This window comes from Pseudonocardia endophytica (assembly GCF_004339565.1).
Taxonomy (GTDB): domain Bacteria; phylum Actinomycetota; class Actinomycetes; order Mycobacteriales; family Pseudonocardiaceae; genus Pseudonocardia; species Pseudonocardia endophytica.
Genome location: NZ_SMFZ01000002.1, coordinates 1 through 20060, shown reverse-complemented (window position 1 = coordinate 20060; position 20060 = coordinate 1). Strand labels below are relative to the sequence as shown.

The 20060-nt window shown below is 72.4% G+C and carries 26 protein-coding genes; 9 read left to right on the top strand and 17 right to left on the bottom strand.

Features of this window, described 5'->3' with window-relative positions; genetic code table 11:
- Window positions 1–229: 229 nt before the first annotated feature.
- Window positions 230–778 carry a PadR family transcriptional regulator gene (locus tag EV378_RS18840; protein WP_132428167.1) on the top strand — a complete coding sequence of 183 codons (549 nt, stop codon included), beginning with the start codon at window positions 230–232 and terminating at the stop codon, window positions 776–778.
- Here the strand turns inward: EV378_RS18840 and EV378_RS18835 are convergent.
- Together EV378_RS18835 and EV378_RS18830 are read right to left on the bottom strand one after the other, a co-directional pair.
- Window positions 760–1242, bottom strand: a complete 483-nt coding sequence (locus EV378_RS18835; RefSeq protein WP_132428165.1) for a methylated-DNA--[protein]-cysteine S-methyltransferase — start codon at window positions 1240–1242, stop codon at window positions 760–762. The two genes, EV378_RS18840 and EV378_RS18835, sit on opposite strands and share 19 nt — an antisense overlap.
- 40 nt (window positions 1243–1282) lie before the next feature.
- Window positions 1283–1957: a DUF4386 domain-containing protein gene (locus EV378_RS18830; protein ID WP_132428163.1), complete on the bottom strand. Its 675-nt coding sequence runs from the start codon at window positions 1955–1957 to the stop codon at window positions 1283–1285.
- Between the two features lie 87 nt (window positions 1958–2044).
- On the opposite strand from EV378_RS18830, the gene EV378_RS18825 reads away from it, so the two are divergent.
- The gene (locus tag EV378_RS18825) at window positions 2045–2563 is read left to right on the top strand and encodes a MarR family winged helix-turn-helix transcriptional regulator (protein WP_243653642.1); all 519 of its coding nucleotides are present in this window, start codon (window positions 2045–2047) and stop codon (window positions 2561–2563) included.
- Here EV378_RS18825 and paaE read toward each other — a convergent pair.
- The 5 genes from paaE to paaA all read right to left on the bottom strand — a co-directional run bounded on the left by paaE (window position 2551) and on the right by paaA (window position 6641).
- Window positions 2551–3636 (bottom strand): 1,2-phenylacetyl-CoA epoxidase subunit PaaE, encoded by a 1086-nt coding sequence (paaE, locus tag EV378_RS18820; RefSeq protein ID WP_424511268.1) that lies wholly within the window; start codon window positions 3634–3636, stop codon window positions 2551–2553. The genes EV378_RS18825 and paaE overlap by 13 nt on opposite strands.
- A gap of 119 nt (window positions 3637–3755) precedes the next feature.
- Complete coding sequence (paaD, locus tag EV378_RS18815; protein ID WP_132432370.1) at window positions 3756–4277, bottom strand: 1,2-phenylacetyl-CoA epoxidase subunit PaaD; 522 nt, start codon at window positions 4275–4277, stop codon at window positions 3756–3758.
- A gap of 53 nt (window positions 4278–4330) precedes the next feature.
- Complete coding sequence (gene paaC, locus EV378_RS18810) at window positions 4331–5275, bottom strand: 1,2-phenylacetyl-CoA epoxidase subunit PaaC (RefSeq protein ID WP_243653641.1); 945 nt, start codon at window positions 5273–5275, stop codon at window positions 4331–4333.
- On the bottom strand, window positions 5272–5649 hold the full coding sequence (gene paaB / locus EV378_RS18805; RefSeq protein ID WP_132428156.1) for a 1,2-phenylacetyl-CoA epoxidase subunit PaaB: 378 nt from the start codon (window positions 5647–5649) through the stop codon (window positions 5272–5274). The genes paaC and paaB overlap by 4 nt, the downstream gene beginning before the upstream one ends.
- Entirely contained in the window at window positions 5646–6641 is a 996-nt protein-coding gene (gene paaA, locus EV378_RS18800; RefSeq protein WP_132428154.1) for a 1,2-phenylacetyl-CoA epoxidase subunit PaaA, read from the bottom strand. The genes paaB and paaA overlap by 4 nt, the downstream gene beginning before the upstream one ends.
- 300 nt (window positions 6642–6941) lie before the next feature.
- Here paaA and EV378_RS18795 point away from each other — a divergent pair, with 300 nt between their 5' ends.
- Window positions 6942–7856: a DUF559 domain-containing protein gene (locus tag EV378_RS18795; RefSeq protein ID WP_165922393.1), complete on the top strand. Its 915-nt coding sequence runs from the start codon at window positions 6942–6944 to the stop codon at window positions 7854–7856.
- Window positions 7857–7993: 137 nt separating this feature from the next.
- Here EV378_RS18795 and EV378_RS18790 read toward each other — a convergent pair whose 3' ends face one another.
- Both EV378_RS18790 and EV378_RS18785 read right to left on the bottom strand, forming a co-directional pair.
- The gene (locus tag EV378_RS18790; RefSeq protein WP_132428150.1) at window positions 7994–8599 is read right to left on the bottom strand and encodes a TetR/AcrR family transcriptional regulator; all 606 of its coding nucleotides are present in this window, start codon (window positions 8597–8599) and stop codon (window positions 7994–7996) included.
- Between the two features lie 34 nt (window positions 8600–8633).
- Complete coding sequence (locus tag EV378_RS18785) at window positions 8634–9440, bottom strand: enoyl-CoA hydratase/isomerase family protein (protein WP_132428148.1); 807 nt, start codon at window positions 9438–9440, stop codon at window positions 8634–8636.
- Window positions 9441–9528: 88 nt separating this feature from the next.
- On the opposite strand from EV378_RS18785, the gene EV378_RS18780 reads away from it, so the two are divergent.
- From EV378_RS18780 to paaK, 3 genes are all read left to right on the top strand, one after another.
- Complete coding sequence (locus EV378_RS18780; protein WP_132428146.1) at window positions 9529–9768, top strand: DUF397 domain-containing protein; 240 nt, start codon at window positions 9529–9531, stop codon at window positions 9766–9768.
- 77 nt (window positions 9769–9845) lie between these two features.
- A complete protein-coding gene (gene paaZ, locus EV378_RS18775) occupies window positions 9846–11876 on the top strand; it encodes a phenylacetic acid degradation bifunctional protein PaaZ (protein WP_132428144.1) in 2031 nt (676 codons plus the stop codon).
- Complete coding sequence (paaK, locus tag EV378_RS18770) at window positions 11873–13198, top strand: phenylacetate--CoA ligase PaaK (RefSeq protein ID WP_132428142.1); 1326 nt, start codon at window positions 11873–11875, stop codon at window positions 13196–13198. Before paaZ ends, paaK begins: the two co-directional genes overlap by 4 nt.
- A gap of 165 nt (window positions 13199–13363) precedes the next feature.
- Here the strand turns inward: paaK and EV378_RS18765 are convergent, their stop codons facing one another.
- From EV378_RS18765 to EV378_RS18740, 6 genes are all read right to left on the bottom strand, one after another.
- A complete protein-coding gene (locus tag EV378_RS18765) occupies window positions 13364–13996 on the bottom strand; it encodes a class I SAM-dependent DNA methyltransferase (RefSeq protein WP_132428140.1) in 633 nt (210 codons plus the stop codon).
- Between the two features lie 36 nt (window positions 13997–14032).
- Window positions 14033–14461, bottom strand: coding sequence for a DUF1707 SHOCT-like domain-containing protein (locus EV378_RS18760; protein ID WP_132428138.1), 429 nt, complete (start codon window positions 14459–14461; stop codon window positions 14033–14035).
- A 69-nt stretch (window positions 14462–14530) separates the two neighbouring features.
- Complete coding sequence (locus EV378_RS18755) at window positions 14531–14929, bottom strand: hypothetical protein (RefSeq protein ID WP_132428136.1); 399 nt, start codon at window positions 14927–14929, stop codon at window positions 14531–14533.
- A gap of 53 nt (window positions 14930–14982) precedes the next feature.
- Window positions 14983–15240 (bottom strand): hypothetical protein, encoded by a 258-nt coding sequence (locus tag EV378_RS18750; protein WP_132428134.1) that lies wholly within the window; start codon window positions 15238–15240, stop codon window positions 14983–14985.
- Window positions 15241–15244: 4 nt separating this feature from the next.
- Window positions 15245–16072, bottom strand: a complete 828-nt coding sequence (locus EV378_RS18745) for an SDR family oxidoreductase (protein ID WP_132428132.1) — start codon at window positions 16070–16072, stop codon at window positions 15245–15247.
- Between the two features lie 44 nt (window positions 16073–16116).
- Window positions 16117–16617, bottom strand: coding sequence for a PadR family transcriptional regulator (locus tag EV378_RS18740; protein ID WP_132428130.1), 501 nt, complete (start codon window positions 16615–16617; stop codon window positions 16117–16119).
- Window positions 16618–16764: 147 nt separating this feature from the next.
- Between EV378_RS18740 and EV378_RS18735 the strand changes: the two genes are divergently transcribed.
- Window positions 16765–17091 carry a putative quinol monooxygenase gene (locus tag EV378_RS18735; RefSeq protein WP_132428128.1) on the top strand — a complete coding sequence of 109 codons (327 nt, stop codon included), beginning with the start codon at window positions 16765–16767 and terminating at the stop codon, window positions 17089–17091.
- A 69-nt stretch (window positions 17092–17160) separates the two neighbouring features.
- Here the strand turns inward: EV378_RS18735 and EV378_RS18730 are convergent, their stop codons facing one another.
- On the bottom strand, window positions 17161–17508 hold the full coding sequence (locus EV378_RS18730) for a hypothetical protein (protein ID WP_132428126.1): 348 nt from the start codon (window positions 17506–17508) through the stop codon (window positions 17161–17163).
- Between the two features lie 313 nt (window positions 17509–17821).
- Here EV378_RS18730 and EV378_RS18725 point away from each other — a divergent pair, with 313 nt between their 5' ends.
- On the top strand, window positions 17822–18373 hold the full coding sequence (locus EV378_RS18725) for a L,D-transpeptidase (protein WP_132428124.1): 552 nt from the start codon (window positions 17822–17824) through the stop codon (window positions 18371–18373).
- A 121-nt stretch (window positions 18374–18494) separates the two neighbouring features.
- The gene (locus tag EV378_RS18720; RefSeq protein ID WP_132428122.1) at window positions 18495–19292 is read left to right on the top strand and encodes a class I SAM-dependent DNA methyltransferase; all 798 of its coding nucleotides are present in this window, start codon (window positions 18495–18497) and stop codon (window positions 19290–19292) included.
- A 7-nt stretch (window positions 19293–19299) separates the two neighbouring features.
- On the opposite strand, the gene EV378_RS18715 is transcribed toward EV378_RS18720, so the two are convergent.
- Window positions 19300–20060, bottom strand: a 761-nt coding sequence (locus EV378_RS18715) for a GGDEF domain-containing protein (RefSeq protein WP_132428120.1), incomplete at its 5' end; no start/stop codon positions are given.

Genomic DNA, 20060 nt, shown 5'->3' with positions numbered 1-20060 from the left:
GGAACTTTCATTACGGATCTATTTCAGCCATGACGGCCGCCGCGCGGGAACCTCGACGGCCGCTCGCGCGTTGAAGACCCGTGCCGACTTGACGCCTTCCGGACGTAGCCGGCAGCGGCCGTTCGGACCCGTCCTCGGCGCCCGAACGGCCACCACATGGGGACGACCCGACAGGCGCGGTCGATCCGCGACATGTCGTTCCCGACCTGTCGGTTGCTACTGTTGAGCGATGTCACTGCGCCACGCCCTGCTCGGTCTGCTGGCCGACCACCCGGCGAGCGGCTACGAGCTGACCCGCACGTTCGAGGCCAGCCTGCAGCAGCACGCGTGGCACGCGCGGCACAGCCAGATCTACCCGGAGCTGAACAAGCTGGCCGACGAGGGCCTGCTCACGGTCGTCGGCAGTGGCGCGCGCAACCGCCGCACCTACGGCCTGACCGACGACGGCAGGGCCGAGCTGCAGCGCTGGCTGCTGTCCGAGTCCGACTCGCCGGGCGTCCGCAACGAGGACGTGCTGCGGATGTTCCTGATCCCCGCCCTCCCGCCCGACGACGCGCGCACCGCGCTGGAGCGGTTCGCCGCCGAGGGGCAGGAGAAGGTCGGCGTCCTGTCCGGGATCCGGGGCCGGGACGAGTCCCCGCTCGGCTTCGGCCAGCTCGCCGCCGAGTTCGGCCTGCGCTACTACCGGATGCAGGTCGAGTGGGCGCACTGGGCGATCGAGCAGTTCGACGACGTCGCGCCGGCCCCGGAGCCCGGCTCTCAGCAGAGCACGGCCTGACCGGCGCGGTCGCGCGCCTCCAGGTCCAGCAGCGCTCGCTTGACGAGCGTGCCGCCCGCGTAGCCGACGAGCCTCCCGTCCACCCCCAGCACGCGGTGGCACGGCACCACGATCAGCACCGGGTTGCGGGCCATCGCCCCACCGACCCTGCGCGCCCCGTCCCTGTCGAGACCGAGGCGGGCGGCCAGCGCCCCGTACGTCGTCGTCTCGCCGAACGGCACGTCGGACAGGGCGTCCAGGATCGTGCGGTGCTCGCCCTGCACGCGGTCCAGGTCCACCGGCACGGTGAACCGCTCCCGCTCGCCCGCCAGGTACTCGTCGATCTCCCGGCGGGCCTGGTCCAGGATCGGGTTCCCCGCACCGTCCCCGACCTCCGCCGATCCGAACCGGACCCGGGTGAGGCCGGCGTCCGATGCCGACAGGGTCAGAGGGCCGAACGTCGTCTCGTGCACCGTGATGCTCATGCCGGGCAGAACCCCGGAGTGGCCGGACCGGTTGCACCGATCACGCCGCCCTGGCCGGCACGACCCGCGGCAGGAGCACGGCCGCCGCCACGAACCACAGCATGCCCCCGAAGCGCGCGATCGGGAGCAGGGCGTACAGCGCGGACGTGATCAGCGAGAGCGGTGCCAGCGCCGCGAGCACGGCCACGACGACGCCGGCCACCGCGAGCGGTCGCGGCAGCAGCCGCATCAGTCCCGCCGGGACGGCGAGCCCGGCCAGCAGCAGCGCCGACCCGAGCGCGAACCCCACGCCGCCCGCCGCGAACGACAGCGTGCTCGCCGTCAGCACGACGGCGCCGTCGCCCCACTGGGCGGCCGTCGCGGCCGTCCAGGCGGCCAGTCCACTCAGGACCAGCGCCGACGGGGCGAGCAGCCCGCCCACCAGGCCGATCACCGGTCCGGCGACGCGGGCGCCGAGCGCCCACAGCCGTTGTGCCGCAGCGGCGGCGAACACGGCCAGCGGCGCCGCGGACATCACGAGCAGGGCGGCGGCGACGTCGGCCCGCACCGGGGCGTCCCGCAGGACGGCGAGTGCGGTGGCCGGACTCGACCCCGGCCCCGCCCCCGGGTAGAGGACGGCACCGGCGACGGCCAGCAGGACGTACGCCGCGATCGGGGCCCAGAGCGGCGGACCGCCCTGCACCCGGACGGTCGGCGGCTCGAGGGCAACGGACATGACGACACCTCGTTCTCTCGGATAATCATTACAGTTTGTAAGAGTTACGCGAGACAGACGATGTGTCAAGCGGTATGGTCGACGACCGTGAGCACGTCAGAGCCTCCGCGCGTCCCACCCGCCGGCTCCGCGTTCCTGCTGACCCAGCTGGGCACGCACGCCGCGTCCGCGTTCGCCGAACGCATCGCGCGGCTGGACCTGACGCCGCCGCAGACGGGGTTGCTGCGGGTCGTCGCGTCCGAGCCGGGGCGCAGCCAGCAGGCGCTGGCGCAGCAGCTGGGGACGCCACCGACGCGTCTGGTCGCGCTCGTCGACGGCCTGGAGGAGCGCGGGCTGCTGGAGCGGCGCCGGAACCCCGGCGACCGGCGGCTGCACGCCGTCCACCTCGGACCGGCGGGCGAGAAGCTGATGGGCGAGATCCGCGACGTCGCCCGCGAGCACGACGACGCGGTCCTCGCCCCGCTGGACGACGACGAGCGCGCGCGTCTGCGCGAGCTGCTCGGCAAGCTCGCGGACGCGCACGGCCTCACTCCGGGGGTGCACCCCGGCTACCGCCACCTCGGGGCACCCGACGCGAAGGGCGCCCCGGGGGATCAGGCGTCGTAGTCGACGGTCACCTTGTCGGACAAGGGGAGCGCCTGGCAGGTCAGGACGAAGCCGGCGTCGACCTCGTCGTCCTCGAGGGCGAAGTTGCGCCGCATCGTCACCTCGCCGGACGTCACGAGCGCCCGGCACGTACCGCACACGCCGCCCTTGCAGGCGAACGGCAGGTCGGCGCGGACCTTCTGCGCGGCGTCGAGCACCGGTTCGTTGCGCGGCAGGACGAGCTGGGTCGACCGTCCGTTGAGGACGACCGTCACGTCGCTGCCCTCACCGTCGTCGACGACGTCGTCCTCGGCGCGGTGCACCTCGGGCGGCGGTTCGTCCACATAGAACAGCTCGCGGTGGATCCGCTTCTTCTCCACGCCGCGCTCGGACAGCACGGTGCGGGCGTCCTCGGTCATCCCGAGCGGGCCGCAGAGCCACCAGTGGTCGACGTCGTCGGTGTCCACGAGCGCGGACAGCAACGTGCGCAGGCGATCCGCGTCCAGGCGGCCGTTGACGATCTCGGCCTCGGTGGGCTCGCGGGACAGCACGTGGATGAGGTGCAGCCGCGCGCCGTAGGTGTTCTTCAGGTCGGCGAGCTCCTCGGTGAACATCACCGTGTCCGTGCGGCGGTTGCCGTAGAGCAGCGTGACGCGGGTGTCGGGGTGCGCGGCGAGCACGGACGCGGCGATCGAGAGCACCGGCGTGATCCCGGAGCCGGCCGCGACGAGCCCGTGGTGCGTGCCGGCCTCCAGATCCGGTGTGAACGAGCCGGACGGCGGCCCGACCTCGACCTCGTCGCCGACCTCGAGTCGATCCACCAGCCACTCGGAGAACATGCCGGTGTCGACCTTGCGCACGCCGACCCGCGGCCGCTCACCGGCGGGTGCGCAGATCGAGTAGGAGCGGCGGTGCTCACCGAGGTCGTCGGTGCGGCGCAACGTGAGGTACTGGCCGGGGCGGAACGCGTAGTGCTCCTCGAGCTCGGCCGGCACGTCGAACGTGACGGCGACGGCGTCGTCGCAGAGCCGTTCGACGGACGCGACAGCGAGCCGGTGGAAGCCCTCCGGCAGTTCCGCCGGGGCGTCCGGCAGGAACCCGGGGTCCGCGAGCAGCGCATCGATCTCGTCGGAGAGCGACAGACGGGTGGTCCTCCCGTGAGCCTGGTTCCCGCGGGCCTGCCACGCCGCGGCACGACGCCGGTCGCTCACGATCAGATCTCCTTCATGTGCTCGAACGGTTCCCGGCAGCTCCGGCAGCGGCGCAGGGCCGTGCAGGCGGTCGGACCGAAGCGCGAGATCTCCTCGGTCGCGGCCGCTCCGCAGTGCGGGCAGCGCACCGACTCACGGGGAGCCTCCAGCGTCAGCGGCACCGGGCCCGTGGGGCGCGGTCCCAGATGGTGCGGGGGCGCGACGCCGGCCTCGGCCAGCTTGCGACGGCCCTGGTCGGTGATCAGGTCGGACGTCCACGGTGGACTGAACACGACGCGCACGTCCACCGGGCCCCAGCCTGCGGCGCGCAGCCGAGCGTCCAGGTCCTCGCGCATCGCCTCGACGGCCGGGCAGCCGGAGTAGGTCGGCGTGAGGGTCACGGTCACGGCGTCGCCGTCGGTGGTCACGGACCGGACGACGCCGAGGTCGGCGAGCGTCAGCATCGGCATCTCGGGATCGGTCACGCGCGCGACGACGTCCCACGCGCTACCGGAGTCCTCGTGCGGCGCAGCCGGACCCGGCATGCTGCGGCCGGTCTCCGGCTCGTGCACCGGCGCGACATCGCTCCACACGGCGGTCACCACGACGCCCCCGGGTGGGCGCGGGCCAGCGCCTGCATCGTCGCGAGCACGTTGCCGAGCTGCTCGGTGTGCACGCCATGGCGTCCGCCGCGGCCGCCGATCGTGCCGGCGGCGGCACGCTGCGGGCGGGTCAGCGTGGCCCGGCCGATCACCTCGTCCAGCACGGCGTCGACCTCCTCGCGCAGCTCCGCCGGGTCGACGGCCACGTCCGCCCCGACGAGGCGTCGCTCCACATCGGACGTGCGGAACAGCTCGTCGACGTAGGGCCACACGGCGTCCAGCCCGGCCTGCATGCGCCGGTGCGACTCGTCGGTGCCGTCGCCGAGGCGCAGCGTCCAGCGCGCGGCGTAGTCGCGGTGGTAAGCCAGCTCGCGCACGCCCTTGACGGCGACGGCGGCGATCACCGGGTCGGCCGAGGTCTGCAGGCGGTACAGCAGCGCGAGACGCCAGGTCGAGAACACGAGCAGTCGGGCGATCGCCTGGCCGAAGTCGCGGTCGTCGGAGAGCTCGGCGATCGCGACGTTGCGGAAGTCGGTCTCCGTGCGGAAGTACGCCAGCGCGTCCTCGTCGCGGCCACGTCCGTCGGGGCCCGCGGAGGCGGCCGTCGAGCTCAAGCCTTCGACGTGCCCGCCGCGGGACAGCAGGATCCGCGCCTGCCCGAGCAGGTCGAGCGCGGTGTTCGCGAGCGCGACCTCCTCCTCCAGCTCCGGCGCGTTGGACACCCACTCGGAGAGCCGGTGGCTGATCACCAGCGCGTCGTCGCCGAGCATCAGGCAGTAGAGCGCGAGGTCGGCCGGGTCGGCGCCGTCCGGCACCGCGGCCGTGATCTCGGCCGCCAGCTCGTCGTCCATGCCGGTGCCGAACGCCCAGCGCGGGTCGTCGTGCGCGGTCGTCTCGGACAGGGCCTGGTAGGCGTTCTCGTCCGTGTCGGTGCCCGTCACAGGTGCGGGACCTCCTCCGGGATCGAGTAGAACGTCGGGTGCCGGTAGACCTTGTCCGCGGCGGGCGAGAAGAACGGGTCCTTCTCCGCCGGGCTGGACGCCGTCACGTCGTCGGCCCTGACCACCCAGATCGACACGCCCTCGTTGCGTCGCGTGTAGACGTCGCGCGCGTTGTGCAGCGCCATCTCCGCGTCCGCCGCGTGCAGCGATCCGACGTGGACGTGGTTCAGCCCGCGCTTGCCGCGCACGAAGACCTCCCACAGCGGCCACGGTTTCCGCGTCGACTTCTCGTCCACACCGGACTCGACGCCGGTCTGCGGGACGGCGCCGTGCCCGCCCTCCGCGACATACGAACCCCCGGCCGACACGCTCATGCCACCGCTCCCTTCGCGGCCCGCGCCGCCTGCTTGTCCGCGTACGCCTGCGCCGCCTCACGCACCCAGGCACCGTCCTCGTGCGCCCGACGGCGGTGCGCCAGCCGCTGCGCGTTCGCCGGACCGGAGCCCGAGATCACGGCCGCGAACTCGTCCCAGTCCGGCTCACCGAAGTCGTGCACGCCTCGCTCGTCGTTCCAGCGCAGCTGCGGGTCCGGCAACGTGACACCGAGCGCCGCGGCCTGCGGCACGGTCATGTCGACGAAGCGCTGGCGCAGCTCGTCGTTCGTGTGCCGCTTGATGCCCCACGCCATCGACTGCTGCGTGTTCGGCGAGTCCGCGTCACCGGGACCGAACATCATCAGCGACGGCCACCACCAGCGGTTCGTCGCCTCCTGCACCATCTCGCGCTGCGCGTCGGTGCCGCCCACCAGCGCGAGCAGCAGCTCGAAGCCCTGCCGCTGGTGGAACGACTCCTCCTTGCAAACACGGATCATCGCCCGGGCGTACGGCCCGTAGCTGCACCGACACAACGGCACCTGGTTGCAGATCGCGGCGCCGTCGACCAACCAGCCGATCACGCCGATGTCCGCCCAGGACAGCGTCGGGTAGTTAAAGATCGACGAGTACTTCTGCTTCGAGGAGATCAGCTTCTCGGTCAGCTCCTCGCGGTCCACGCCGAGCGTCTCGGCGGCCGCGTACAGGTACATCCCGTGCCCGGCCTCGTCCTGCACCTTGGCGAGCAGGATCGCCTTACGGCGCAACGACGGCGCCCGCAGCAGCCAGTTGCCCTCCGGCTGCATACCGATGATCTCGGAATGCGCGTGCTGGGCGATCTGCCGGACCAGCGACTTCCGATACGCCTCCGGCATCCAGTCCCTCGGCTCGATCCGCTGGTCGGCGGCGATCGTCGCCTCGAACCCCGCCAGGAGCTCCGCGTCGTCGGGCACCGGACACCTCCTCGTACCGAATGTTCGTTCGGCTACCAGCATGGCCGAGTCGGCGTCCGTACGCAAGGCCGGACCGCTCGAGGCCGCTCGACCCCGCGGAATCGTTCCTCCCGACCCGGGTCCGCGATCGAGAGGTACGTTCGCGCGCTCCGTCCCCCGGAAACGTTCCTCCCGATCCCGGCACGCCGTCGGGAGGAACGTTCGGGCGGTTGCCCCCGCGGAAACGTTCCACTCGATTCCGCGGCGCCGTCGGGAGGAACGTTCGCGTTGCTGGACCGCGGCTCCCCGTTCCGGAGCATGATCAAGTGGAACCGGTCGGCACGCCCGTCCCGTCCAAGGGCCATGACCACGACAGGACGACCCTTCGTCGGAGCCGAGGCGATCGCGGCGGGCGCGGTCACCCCGGCCGAGCTGCGCGGACCCCGGTACCGCTCGCCGTTCCGCGGCATCCACGTCGCCGCCGACGCACCGGACACGTTCACGACGCGCTGCGAGGCCGGGTTCCTCGCCGTCCGCGGGCACGGAGCACTCGCGGGGTACGCCGCGTCCGAGATCCTGGGGGCGGACTGCGCGCCGGCGCGTGCCCCGGTCGAGCTCGTCACGACGGACGGCCGGAAGCGTCGCGACCGCGCCGGGCTGGTCGCGCACCGCGACACCGTCCTCGACGACGAGATCCTGCACGACGTCCCGATACGCGTCCGCGACCGTCGGGGACGATGGCGGGTGCTGCCCGGACGGACGGTCGACACCACCTCGCCGCTGCGGACGGCCTTCGACCTGGCTCGACGCGAGCCGCGGATCGAGGCGGTCATCGCGCTCGACGCCCTCGGATGTCAGTGTGGCGTCGACCCGGCCGAGGTGCTCGGGCTCGCGACTCGCCACCCCGGCGTGCGTGGGCTCGACCGGCTCCCCGGTCTGATCGCGCTCGCCGACGTCCGCGCCGAGTCCCCGATGGAGACGCGGATCCGGCTGGCTCTTCTCGACGGCGGACTGCCCGCTCCCGAGCTGCAGTTCGAGCTCGGTCGCTACCGCCTCGACCTGGCCTATCCCGCGGCGATGCTGGCCATCGAGTACGACGGCGAGCACCATCGGACGGCTGAGCAGGCGCGCTACGACCTCGAACGCCAGTCGTACGTCGACTCCAGGGGCTGGACGGTCCTGCGTCCACCGGACTTCGAGGTTCTCGGCCGGCCCGACGTCGTCGCCGACCGCGTCCGCCACGCGCTCGCGTTCCGCCGGGACCGGTCCGCCTGGTGACCGCGCGAACGTACCGGCCGACGGTCTGCGCGGATCGAGTGGAACGTTTCCGCGCAGACGACCGCGCGAACGTTCCTCTCGATCTGAACCGTCGGTCGAGTGGAACGTTTCCGCGGGCCGATCTCAGCGGGTCGACCTCAGCGGGCCGGGAGGATGCCGGTGAACGCGGCGGCGGCGACGTCGTCGGGGAGGGTGGCCGTGCCGGGACGCCCTGGGCGGTACCACTCGACGATCGAGTTGACCACGCCGGAGAGCAGGCGGGCGGCCAGGGCGGGGTCGACGTCGGAACGGACCTCGCCCGCATCGACGGCGTCGCGGACCAGGGTGGCGATCGCGGCGTCGAACGCGCGGCGGCGTTCCAGGGCCCAGCGTTCGGTCTCGGTGTTGCCGCGCACGCGCAGCAGCAGCGTGACGTACGGCAGCTCGGCCATCAGGACGGCGACCTGGTCACGGACGATCGTACGCAGGCGCTCGGTCGGGGACCCGGTGGTCGCGGACGGTGAGTCGAGGACGCCGAACAGGCCGTCGACCGCCCGCTCCAGCGCGGCGCGCAGCAGCGCCTCCTTGCCGGAGAAGTGGTGGTAGAACGACGACTTCGTGATCCCCGCGGCGCGCGAGAGGTCCTCCATGGACGTCGCGTCGTAGCCGCGGGTGTTGAACTCGCCGACGGCGATCTCCAGCAGCGACCCGGCGCCGCCGCTGGGACGCCGGGCCCGACGCGCCGGAGCGGTGGACTCACTCACGAGCGCCGCACCGTCCGTCCGTTCGCACGCTCACTCACTGCCCCTCGAACGTCGGCGTGCGCTTGGCCAGGAAGTCCGCGACGGCGTTCTGGTGGTCACGGGTGTGCGCGAGACGCTTCTGCCCGTCGCTCTCGTTCTCCAGCACGGCGGGCAGCTCGTTCACCGCGCCGAACCGGACGGCGGCCTTGACCTCGGCGTACGCGGCCGTCGGACCGGAGGCCATGGTGCGGGCCAGCTCCAGCGCGGCGTCCACGACCTCCTCGCGCGGCACCACCGATCGCACGAGACCCCACGCCTGCGCGTCCTCGGCCGAGAACGGCTCGCCGAGCAGGAGCAGCTCGGTGGCCCGCGACACGCCGACGGCGTGCGCGAGGCTCGCGGAGAGCCCGGTGTCGGCGGTCAGCCCGATGCCGGTGAACGCCGTCGCGAACTTCAGACCGGCGGCGGCGACCCGCAGGTCGGCGGCCAGCGCGATACCGAGCCCGGCCCCGACGCACGGCCCGTTCACGGCGGCGATCACCGGCTTGGGCATGCCGGTCAGCGCCAGCACGAGCGGGTTGTAGTGCTGGGCGACCGTGTCGAACGCGCTCGTCGCGTCCTTCTCCAGCGCCGTCGCGTGCTCGCCGAGATCCTGCCCGACGCAGAACGCCTTGCCGGCGCCGGTGATCACGACGGCGCGCACGGACTCGTCGTCGGCGATCTCGCGGACGGCCGGGAGCAGGGCCTCCTTCAGCTCGACCGTCATCGCGTTGTAGCGGTCCGGACGGTTCAGCGTGAGGACGGCGACGGCCTTGTCGGTCTCGTCGCGGGTGACCAGGACGGCGGGGTCGGTGTCGGCCATCCGCGCATCGTAGCCTTCGACCGAACGATCGGTCAGCTACCGCGTTGGTACGCTCCGCGCGACGGCGCCTGGACGAGGAGGACACGGGATGACCAGCGCGGACACCTCGGGCGAGACCAGGCCGGACCCGTCGGAGCTGATCTGGGAACGCCCCGGCGGTGACCCGGGCGAGGCGGGCGACGCCGTCGAGATCGCGCCGCTGCCGGACGGCGGGCACGCGATGCGCAACGCCGCCGACGGTCCGGACGGATCCGTCCTGTACTTCACGAAGGGCGAGTGGGACGCGTTCGTGCTCGGTGTGCGCGACGGCGAGTTCGACGTCGGGTAGGGCACTGGTAGCCGCGCCGTTCCGGTGCTAGCTTTCCTCCCGAACGAACGGTCGGTTCACTCAGGGAGGAGTCGCGGATGCCCCTGCTCCGTAGCCATGTCCAGGGCGGTTGGCACACCGGGACCGGCGAGGGCCGGCCGGTGTACGACGCGGTGACCGGCGAGGAGGTTGCCCGGCTGTCCACCGACGGCCTGGACGCCGGTGCGGCCCTGGACTATGGACGTGCGGTCGGTGGCCCTGCGTTGCGTGAGTTGACGTTCCACCAGCGGGCGGCGCTGCTCAAGGCGCTCGGCGGGCACCTGCGCGAGCACCGCAAGGACCTCTACACCGTCTCGGCGCGCACCGGCGCCACGCTCGGCGACTCGAAGTTCGACGTCGACGGCGGAATCGGCGTACTGCTCGCCTACGCGTCCAAAGCGAAACGGGAACTGCCGAACGACACCGTCTACGTCGACGGCGACATCGAACCCCTCGGCAAGGGCGGCACGTTCCTCGGCCAACACGTCTGCACCCCACGCCGCGGCGTCGCGGTACAGGTCAACGCGTTCAACTTCCCCGTGTGGGGGCCGCTGGAGAAACTCGCCCCCGCGTTCCTGGCCGGCGTGCCGACCCTGATCAAACCGGCCAGCCCGACCGCGTTCCTGACCGCGACCCTGGTCGAGCTGATCGTCGACTCCGGACTGCTCCCCGACGGCGCACTGCAGTTCGTCGCCGGCTCCCTCGGCGACGCGTTCGACCACCTCACCGGCCAGGACCTGGTCAGCTTCACCGGCTCCGCGTCGACCGCACAGACCCTGCGCACACACCCCGCGATCGTCCGGAACTCGGTGCGGTTCTCCGCCGAGGCCGACTCACTGAACTTCTCCGCACTCGGCCCGGACGCCACACCCGGCACGGCGGAGTTCGACCTGTTCGTCACCGGCCTGGTCACCGAGATGACAGTCAAGGCCGGACAGAAATGCACCGCGATCCGCCGCGCATTCGTGCCCTCCCAGCACGTCGACGCCGTCATCTCGGCCACCTCCGAACGCCTGTCCAAGGTCGTCGTCGGCGCACCGGACGCCGAGAGCACGACCATGGGCGCGCTGGCCAGCCTGGACCAGCGCGAGGAGGTCCGGCGCAGCGTGAAAGCGCTGCGCGACGCCGGCCGGATCGTGTTCGGCGACCCGGACACCGTCGAGGTCACCGGCGCCGACGCCCAGCGGGGCGCGTTCGTGTCCCCGCTGCTGCTGCTCGGGGACCCGCAACGCGCCGAACCACACGAGGTCGAGGCGTTCGGCCCGGTCTCCACGATCCTGCCCTACGACGGCACCGACCAGCTGATCGACTTCGCGGCCCGCGGGCAGGGCAGCCTGGCCGGCTCGATCGTCACCGCCGACACCGCGTTCGCCCGCGAGATCGCGCTCGGCACCGCACCGTTCCACGGCCGCCTGCTCGTCCTCAACGAGCGGGACGCGAAGGAGTCCACCGGCCACGGCTCCCCGATGCCCCAACTCGTCCACGGCGGACCCGGCCGCGCCGGCGGCGGCGAGGAAATGGGCGGCATCCGCGGCGTGCTGCACCACATGCAACGCACCGCCCTACAAGGAGACCCGGACACGATCGCCGCGGTCACCGGCCGCTGGGTTCAGGGGGCCGAGCGCCGCGAGACCGACGTGCACCCGTTCCGGCTGCACCTCGAAGAACTCAAACCCGGCGACACCCTCGTCGCAGGCCCCCGCACGGTGTCCCAGCAAGACGTCGAACACTTCGCCAAGTTCACCGGCGACACGTTCTACGCGCACATGGACGCCGAGGCCGCCGCGGCGAACCCGCTGTTCGGCGAACGCGTCGCGCACGGCTACCTGATCGTGTCGCTGGCCGCGGGCCTGTTCGTCGACCCCGACCCCGGCCCCGTGCTCGCCAACTTCGGCGTCGACAACCTGCGCTTCCTCACCCCCGTCACGTTCGGCGACTCCCTCACCGTGACCCTGACCTGCAAACAACTCACCCCCCGCGAATCCGCCGGCTACGGCGAAGTCCGCTGGGACGCCGACGTCACCCGCCAGGACGGCCAGTCCGTCGCCCGCTACGACGTCCTCACCCTCGTCGCGAAGAAGGAATCATGACGGTCACCCAGCGGCTCGGGGACGCGCCGGACAAGGACCTGCTCGACCCGACGGAGCGCATGTCCGTCGACGAGCTGCGGGCGCTGCAGCTGGAGCGTCTGCAGTGGACGCTGCGGCACGCCTACGAGAACGTGCCGCACTACCGTCGGCGCTTCGACGAGCACGGCGTCCATCCGGACGACTGCCGCGAGCTGGCGGACCTCGCGAAGTTCCCGACGACGACGAAGGCCGACCTGCGGGACAACTACCCGTTCGGCCTGTTCGCCGTGCCGCGCGAGCAGGTCCGGCGGGTGCACGCGTCGTCAGGGACGACCGGCAAGCCCACCGTCGTCGGCTACACCGAGCACGACATCGACGTGTGGGCGACGGTCGTCGCCCGCTCGATCCGCGCGGCGGGCGGCCGTCCGGGCCACCGGGTGCACAACGCGTACGGCTACGGCCTGTTCACCGGCGGGCTCGGCGCGCACTACGGCATCGAGAAGCTCGGCGCGACGGCGATCCCGGTCTCCGGCGGCATGACCCCGCGCCAGGTGCAGCTGATCCAGGACTTCGAGCCCGAGGTCATCATGCTGACCCCGAGCTACATGCTCACGATCCTCGACGAGTTCGCGCGGCAGGGCATCGAGCCGACGTCGACGTCGCTGCGGGTCGGGATCTTCGGCGCGGAGCCGTGGACCGAGCAGATGCGCTCCGAGATCGAGGAGCGGATGGACATGCACGCCGTGGACATCTACGGCCTGTCCGAGGTGATGGGCCCCGGCGTCGCGCAGGAGTGCGTCGAGACGAAGGACGGCCTGCACGTCTGGGAGGACCACTTCTACCCCGAGGTGATCGACCCGGTCGATGCCACCGTGCTACCGGACGGCGAGGAGGGCGAGCTCTGCTTCACCAGCCTCACGAAGGAGGCGTTGCCGATCATCCGGTACCGCACCCGGGACCTGACCCGGCTGCAGCCCGGCACCGCACGCCCGTCGATGCGCCGGATCCAGAAGATCACCGGCCGCAGCGACGACATGATCATCCTGCGCGGCGTGAACCTGTTCCCGACGCAGATCGAGGAGATCGTCCTGCGCACGCAGGGCTTCTCCCCGCACTTCCAGTTGGAGCTGACCACCGAGGGCCGGATGGACGCGCTGACCGTCCGGGTCGAGGCGCGCGCGGACACCCCGGCCGACCGCAGGCAGGCGGCCGGCCGGGAGCTGGTCACCGCGATCAAGGAGACCGTCGGTGTCAGCGTGGTGTGCGACGTCGTCGATCCGGACACGTTGGAGCGCTCGGTCGGGAAGTTGCAGCGGCTGCTGGATCGGCGAGAGAAGCGCTAGCGGAACGAGCAGACAACACCGAGAGAAGCGCCAGCGGAACGAGCAGACGACACCGACGACCGGCGCCCGCGCCGAGAAACTGCTCGACGCGGTCCACGCGGCAGCCGTCGACCTCGGGACCGGTGCGGTCCGCCGCGCGGCGGGTGCGCTGCGCGGGGTGCCGGATCAGCGGACGCGCAACACGACCATCCGGCAGTCCACGCCCTGACCCGCGCGGTACGGGGTGACGTCGGTGGACACGGCCTCGACGACGTCGCCCGCCGCGAGGCGGTCCACCTCGGCCCGGTAGCCACCGGGCTCCCAGATGTCGTCGAGCACCGTGGCGACGACGACGCCGCCGGGCTTCGTGACGCGCGCGAACTCGCCGAGCACGGCCGGCCCGACGTGGCCGTGGGTCAGCGTGCCGACGCAGACGACCACGTCGTACCGGCCGTCGGGCGCGTCGATCGGCTGCGTCAGGTCCGCCGTGGCGAGGGTGCGGTAGGCCCCGGTCGCCCTGGCCCGCTCCAGCATCCCCTCGGACAGGTCCAGCCCGTCGACGACGGTCGCGCCGCGACGGACGAGCTCGACACCGGTCAGCCCGGTGCCGCAGCCCGCGTCCAGGATCTCGCCGTCCACACCGGCCGCGGCGGCCACGGCGTCCGCCGCCCGGGCCGGCGCGACGTAGCCCTGCTCCTCGCCGCCGAGCTCCTCGTCGTAGGTCGTGGCCCACTCGTCGTAGAGCTCGCGGACGTCGTCCGGGCCGTTCAGGGCGTAGGCGCGTTCCAGGTGCGGGTTTCCGCCGGTGTTCGTGGCCATCGGGTCATCATCGCCCGATCCGGGCCCCGGCGGGGATCAGACCGTCCGGCGCGATCCGCACACCCGGCCGCCGGTCACCGTGCCGATCGCGAGCATCGCGCCCCACGGGCCGATCACCCACATCGGCCAGAAGTAGCCGAGCGACCCCGTCCCGACGGCCACCATCGCCCAGATGACCAGGCAGATCACGCTGCTGGCCACCCACGATCCCCACACCGACGTCATCACGATCCGGTGCACGGCGCGCGGGTCCCGCTCGCGGCTGGGTGCCGGGGCGGGTCGGCCGACCGGCAGGTCGGCGAACACCGCGTCCAGATCGACCCGGGTCCGCGCCGCGTAGGCGGCCGCGCTCCGGGTCTCGAACTCGGCCAGGTCCAGGCGCCCGGACCCGACGTGCTCGCTCAGGCGGCCGACCGCCCGCTCCCGCTCGTCGTCCCCGATCCGTACCTGCTGCTCGACCGCCATCACGACCCCCGCTCCTCGGCTGTGCGAGAAGCATGCTCCGGTCGCGACGTACATGTCAATATTTACATGTCAGTTTCGGCGGAGGAGGCCCTTCTTCCTCGGGGCGGCAGCGAGCAGGGACAGCGCACACAGCGCACCCCAACCGGCCGCGACGAGCGTCGCCTTCTCCCGGCTCTCCTGATCCGGCAGGCCGGACCCGAGCGCGACGAGGTCGACGACGTCGGCACCCACCCGCACGGCGACGGCCGTGCGTAGCGGGTCGCCCGCCGGTGCGACGGCCATCGCCACGCCGGTCGCGAGGTCTCGCCCGCCGATCGCGCGGGTCATCACCTTCTGCTCGTCGCTCGGGGACGCGGAGTCCTCCAGCAGGCCCGTGGGGCGCAGGAACAGCTCCGGCTTGGCGATGATGGCGACGCTGTACGCGGCCGTGGCGACGCCGAGCAGGCGGGGAAACCAGGTTCGGTCCATGGGTCCACGAATACCCGAGGCCGGCGTCGGCAACCGCGTCGGCGGTCCCCCACCTAACCGGGCGGCGTCTCCCGGTCGCAGGTGCGGAAAACCAGCCCCGGCGCGACCTTGATCCACCACTCCTCCGGCCCGTCGGCGACGGACAGCGCCCACCGCCGCTCGCCCGTCCAGGACGGCGGCTTCACGGCGACCACCCGCAGCCAGCGGAGCGGGCCCTCGTCGATCGGGACCTCGACCCACGTGCTGGCCCGGATGTCCGCCACCGACTCCCAGCGCAGGCCGGGCCCGGGGTCGTGCAGGCCGTCGGGCACCGTGTCAGCCCTTGCCGCCCGCGTCCACCGAGACCGACTCCCAGCGGCGCCACTCGTCGAGCCGGGACTCGTAGTCGCGGGTGGCGATGGCCAGCGGACCGTCGCCGAAGAAGATCCGCAGCGGCGGGTTCTCGGCGTCGACGACGGCGAGGACGGCCCGGCCGCTGGCCGCCGGGTCGCCGGGAGTCCCCACGCGCTGCTGACGCTGCCGCTGCGCCTCGGCCCGGAACTCGTCGTAGGCCGGGAGCGGGGTCGCGTGCCGCGCCGATGAGCCCGCCCAGTCCGTCGCGAACCCGCCCGGCTCGATCAGCGTGACCCTGATCCCGAACCCGGCGACCTCCTGGGCCAGCGACTGGCTGATCCCCTCCAGCGCCCACTTCGACGCGTGGTACATCCCGACCAGCGGGAACGCGCTGATCCCGCCGATCGACGAGACCTGCAGGATGTGGCCGGAACGCTGCTCGCGCAGGAACGGCAGCGCCGCCTGGGTCACCCACAGCGCGCCGAACAGGTTCGTCTCGATCTGGTCGCGCGCCTCGGTCTCGCTGATCTCCTCGACGAGGCCGAACTGCCCGTAGCCCGCGTTGTTGACGATCACGTCGAGGCGCCCGAACCGCTCGTGCGCGCGGGCGACGGCGGCGAACACGCCGTCCCGGTCGGTGACGTCCAGCTCGACCGGGAGCACCCGCTCCCCGTACTTCTCCACCAGGTCGTCCAGCGTCGCCGCGTCCCGGGCCGTCGCCGCGACCGAGTCACCGCGCTCCAGCGCGGCGATCGACCACTCCCGGCCGAAGCCACGCGAGGCACCGGTGATGAACCAGGTCTTCGTCATGCCACGAGTGTTCCGCTCCACCGGTGGACCCGCATCTGCGGTGTTCAGAGCTCGTCCAGGAATGCCAGCGCCGCCTGTGCGGACGCCCGCCGCCACCCGATGAGCACGCGGTCGAACGCGTCGGCGCCCGCGTGCTCCTCGGCCAGCGCGTCGACGATCGGGACGAGCGTGCGCCGCTGGGCCGCGATCAGGTCGGCCGGGTCGGAGCCCTGGCGATGGTGGATCGCGAGCTTGAGCAGGAACTCCGAGCGCAGGTCCCGGATGTGCGGAACGGGTGCGTTCAACCACCCGCCGACCTGCCTGCGGCCCAGATCGGTGATCGCGTAGAGCGTCCGCGGCGGACCACCGGCTGCCTCCACGGAGTCGGCCGTGACGAGCTCGGCCTCCTCGAGCCGGCCGATCGCGCGGTAGACCAGTGGCCGGGGGACCTGCCACACGCGTCCGAGCTCGCCGTCGGGCGCGGTCAGCGCGGCGACGGCGAATCCGTGCACGGGACGTTCGCCCGTCACGGCGAGCACCGTCCACTCGGGCAGTCCGAGTCGCATCGCGCCAGCGTAGGCCGCGGCCGGGAGCTGCGACCGCCCGCCGCGGATACGGAGACCCCGGAGCGTCGCTGATCGAGACACCCGGGGCGTCGTCGCGCGTGGAAGACTCGCGGCGACGTTCCCGACGACCGTGAACCGGAGGTCAGGTTGATCCTCATCGTCCTCAAGGCCCAGATCCGCCCGGACAAGCGCGACGAGTGGCTGTCCGGCATCTCCGAGTACAAGAAGAACGTGAACTCCGAGCCCGGCAACATCTCGTTCGACTACCACGAGAACTTCGAGAAGAAGAACGAGTTCGTGATCGTCGAGGTGTTCAAGGACAGCAAGGCCGGCGAGGACCACGTCAACACCGACCACGCGCAGAAGTTCTTCGACTTCATGGGCTCCGTGGTGCCGGAGAAGCCGCTCATCAACTTCCAGAGCGAGGACGGCAAGGACGCCTTCGTCGAGATGGGCGAGGTCACGCCGCACTGATCCACGCACGACCACGAGGGCGGCAGCCGTTCGGCTGCCGCCCTCGTCGCGTTCCGGCGTGGGTCAGAGTCAGGTACCGGTCGTGCCCTGGGTGGCCGTCCCGTCCGTCGCGGTGCCCTGGGGCGCGGAGCCGGTGCCCGAGTCGGTGCCGGTACCGGTACCGTTCTGGCTCGACGTCCCGGGCGGGCCGCCCTGACCGTCCGGTCCGCCGCCGGGTCCGCCCGGACCGCCGACGAGCCCACCGGTGACCATGCCCAGCGCGACGCCGACGACGAGCGCGGCAGCGCCGATCGCGGCCGTGACCCTGGCCGTGAACGTCCGGCGGGTTCGGCCCGCCGCAGGCGCGGGAGTGGGCGAGTACGCCCCGGTGGGGGCCTCCGTGTGGTCGGTGACGGAGTGCTGCGGTGACGCTGTCATGGGTCCCTCCGGACTCGTGCGGCCGCCGCGGTGGTGCGGTGCGCCGTGATGTCACCCACCGTTGCGCGCGGTGCTGTCCGCTCCCTGTGTGGATCATGTGGTCGTTCTGTGCGACGGAGTCGCGAACGTCCGATCCGGTGGCACGACGATCGCCGACACGCGGGGGCCCCGTTCCGGGTGGGGTCGCACCGGAAGGCAGACTGTCGCCCGGACGAACGGCTGAGGGTTGCTCCGATCGGTCGCAGAGGCGACCACGGACGGACGCGACCGGCCGCTCTGCCGGACACGCGCGACACGGCGAGGAGCTCGGACGATGGGCACGAGGCAGCGGACGAAGCGCACCACGCGACGGGTCGTCGCGGGCGTGCTCGGCCTGGTCACGGTGGCAGGCGTCGCGTTCGCCGGATCGGCGGCGGCGGACTCGCCGGCGGCCGACGAGGCCAGGCGCCAGCCACTCGTGGCCGGCACGCCGTGCACGGTCACCGCGAAGGCGTGCGTGGACCTCGACTCCCAGCGGTCATGGCTGTTCGAGGACGGGAAGATCAAGCAGGGCCCGGTCGCCATCTCCTCCGGCGGGAACGGTCAGGAGACGCCGATCGGCCACTCGCTGCGCGTCTACCGCAAGGACGCCGACCACAAGAGCGAGGAGTCCCGGCTGCCGGACGGCCGGCCGGCACCGATGCCGTGGTCGACGTTCTTCGCCGACGGCGGCATCGCGTTCCACAGCGGCAGCCCGGACCGCTCGTCGGCCGGGTGCATCCACCTCGCCGACGGCGACGCGAAGGCATGGTTCGACTACCTCCAGGTCGGTGACCAGGTCCAGGTCGTCTCCGCGAAGCAGGAGATGGCCGCGCGCGGGAAGTGACAGATGCCCGAACGGGTACTCAATTCGGACTAAACGTCGGCAACGCCGTTAACGTGACATAGTCTCGCGATCGACAGCGGGGCAAGTGCCGTTGCACTGCCCCCGATCAGCAGGAGACTCCATGTCCGACCCCGCTCCCCGCCGCTCCCCGGTCGACCTCGCCCGCCATGCCGTCCGGATGACGCTCAGCCGGGGCACACGCGCCGCGGCCGCCCCGGTCCGTGCGATCGCCCGCGCCGGCCGCGACGACACCGACCCGCGCTGGGCGGGCGTGTCCTGGCTGTGGCAGCCGGGCTGGGGCCGGCACGCACACGACCGTCTCTACCGCACGGCGAACCCGTACGGCATCGACGCCAACCCGTACGAACAGCAGAAGTACACGTCGATCATGAACACGCTGGCCGGTCGCCGGTACCGGCGGGTGCTCGAGATCGGCTGCGGCGAGGGCCACCTCAGCGAGCGGCTGGCCGGCGTGACCGGCGAGCTGCTCGGTGTCGACATCTCCGCGGACGCGACGGCGCGGGCCGCGGCGCGGGTGCCGTCGGCCACGTTCGAGACGCGGATGCTGCCCGCCGAGATGCCGGCCGGCACGTTCGACCTGATCGTCTGCTCGGACGTCCTCTACTACTGGGAGCCGACGACGCTGCGCACCGGCCTGGACCGGCTGATCGACCACCTGGAGGCGGGCGGCGTGCTGCTCGCCTACCACTACCGCGGCGACTTCGGCCAGGTGAACAGGGCCGACCACGTCCACGACCGGCTCCGCGCGCTCGTCGCCGGCGGGAAGGTGCACGGCGTGGTCTCCGAGCGGATCGACGACCTCGGCCCGGACGGGGCGGGTGTCCGGTTCGACGTCGTCGCGACCGCACCGGTCCCGTCCATCCCGGCCCAGCGCCCGGAGGTCCCGGTCACCGTCTGAGCGACGGTCACGCTCGGTCCGGCCGGTTCCGCTCCGGAGCCACCTCGAACACGTGCAGGCGGTTCTTGCCGGTCGACTTCGCCCGGTACATCGCCGCGTCCGCGTCCCGGAGCACCTCGCCGGGGCCGATCCCGGGGCGCACCAGCGCGATCCCGATCGAGATCGTCACGGCCAGCCGGGTGCCCTGCACCTCGACCGGTCGTGACACCGCCTCCAGGATCCGTCGGGCGACGATCCGGGCGCGCCCCAGCACGTCGGCCCGCGTCTCGGCGGGCCGGCTCATGCGGGGCTCGAGCAGCAGCACGAACTCGTCGCCGCCCGCGCGGGCCGGGGTGTCGCCCTCGCGCAGCGACGCCACGATCCGCTGGGCCACCGTGGTCAGCAGCTGGTCGCCCGCGGCGTGTCCGAGCGAGTCGTTGACGGCCTTGAACCCGTCCAGGTCGCAGAACAGCACCGGGGTCGGGGCCGCGTCCGTGTCCGAGGCGCGCGCGACGACCACGCCGAGCCGGTCGAGCAGGGCCCGCCGGTTCAGCAGCCCGGTCAGCGGGTCCCGGTTCGCGGCGTCGGTCAGCCGCTGCTCGACCTCGACCACGTCCGTGACGTCGCGCGCGACGCCGAGCAACTGGACCACCCGCCCGTCGCGGTCACGGGTGAACGGCGTGACCCGCCTGGACATCCATCGCAGGTCACCGCGGTCGTTGCTCATCCGGACGCGCACCGTCCGCACCTCGCCGTCGCGCAGCAGGGCCGCGGCGTCGTCGGTCGCGT

What these genes read in the sequence shown, in the direction of transcription:
- paaZ (WP_132428144.1), top strand. Translation starts at nt 9,846, where the DNA reads ATGCCCCTGCTCCGTAGCCATGTCCAGGGCGGTTGGCACACCGGGACC.
- paaD (WP_132432370.1), bottom strand. Translation starts at nt 4,277, where the DNA reads ATGCCGGGTCCGGCTGCGCCGCACGAGGACTCCGGTAGCGCGTGGGAC.
- EV378_RS18720 (WP_132428122.1), top strand. Translation starts at nt 18,495, where the DNA reads ATGTCCGACCCCGCTCCCCGCCGCTCCCCGGTCGACCTCGCCCGCCAT.
- paaA (WP_132428154.1), bottom strand. Translation starts at nt 6,641, where the DNA reads ATGCTGGTAGCCGAACGAACATTCGGTACGAGGAGGTGTCCGGTGCCC.
- EV378_RS18730 (WP_132428126.1), bottom strand. Translation starts at nt 17,508, where the DNA reads ATGACAGCGTCACCGCAGCACTCCGTCACCGACCACACGGAGGCCCCC.
- EV378_RS18745 (WP_132428132.1), bottom strand. Translation starts at nt 16,072, where the DNA reads ATGACGAAGACCTGGTTCATCACCGGTGCCTCGCGTGGCTTCGGCCGG.
- EV378_RS18830 (WP_132428163.1), bottom strand. Translation starts at nt 1,957, where the DNA reads ATGTCCGTTGCCCTCGAGCCGCCGACCGTCCGGGTGCAGGGCGGTCCG.
- EV378_RS18760 (WP_132428138.1), bottom strand. Translation starts at nt 14,461, where the DNA reads ATGGCGGTCGAGCAGCAGGTACGGATCGGGGACGACGAGCGGGAGCGG.
- EV378_RS18725 (WP_132428124.1), top strand. Translation starts at nt 17,822, where the DNA reads ATGGGCACGAGGCAGCGGACGAAGCGCACCACGCGACGGGTCGTCGCG.
- EV378_RS18785 (WP_132428148.1), bottom strand. Translation starts at nt 9,440, where the DNA reads ATGGCCGACACCGACCCCGCCGTCCTGGTCACCCGCGACGAGACCGAC.
- EV378_RS18755 (WP_132428136.1), bottom strand. Translation starts at nt 14,929, where the DNA reads ATGGACCGAACCTGGTTTCCCCGCCTGCTCGGCGTCGCCACGGCCGCG.
- paaK (WP_132428142.1), top strand. Translation starts at nt 11,873, where the DNA reads ATGACGGTCACCCAGCGGCTCGGGGACGCGCCGGACAAGGACCTGCTC.
- EV378_RS18740 (WP_132428130.1), bottom strand. Translation starts at nt 16,617, where the DNA reads ATGCGACTCGGACTGCCCGAGTGGACGGTGCTCGCCGTGACGGGCGAA.
- EV378_RS18795 (WP_165922393.1), top strand. Translation starts at nt 6,942, where the DNA reads ATGACCACGACAGGACGACCCTTCGTCGGAGCCGAGGCGATCGCGGCG.
- EV378_RS18840 (WP_132428167.1), top strand. Translation starts at nt 230, where the DNA reads ATGTCACTGCGCCACGCCCTGCTCGGTCTGCTGGCCGACCACCCGGCG.
- EV378_RS18835 (WP_132428165.1), bottom strand. Translation starts at nt 1,242, where the DNA reads ATGAGCATCACGGTGCACGAGACGACGTTCGGCCCTCTGACCCTGTCG.
- EV378_RS18780 (WP_132428146.1), top strand. Translation starts at nt 9,529, where the DNA reads ATGACCAGCGCGGACACCTCGGGCGAGACCAGGCCGGACCCGTCGGAG.
- EV378_RS18765 (WP_132428140.1), bottom strand. Translation starts at nt 13,996, where the DNA reads ATGGCCACGAACACCGGCGGAAACCCGCACCTGGAACGCGCCTACGCC.
- paaB (WP_132428156.1), bottom strand. Translation starts at nt 5,649, where the DNA reads ATGAGCGTGTCGGCCGGGGGTTCGTATGTCGCGGAGGGCGGGCACGGC.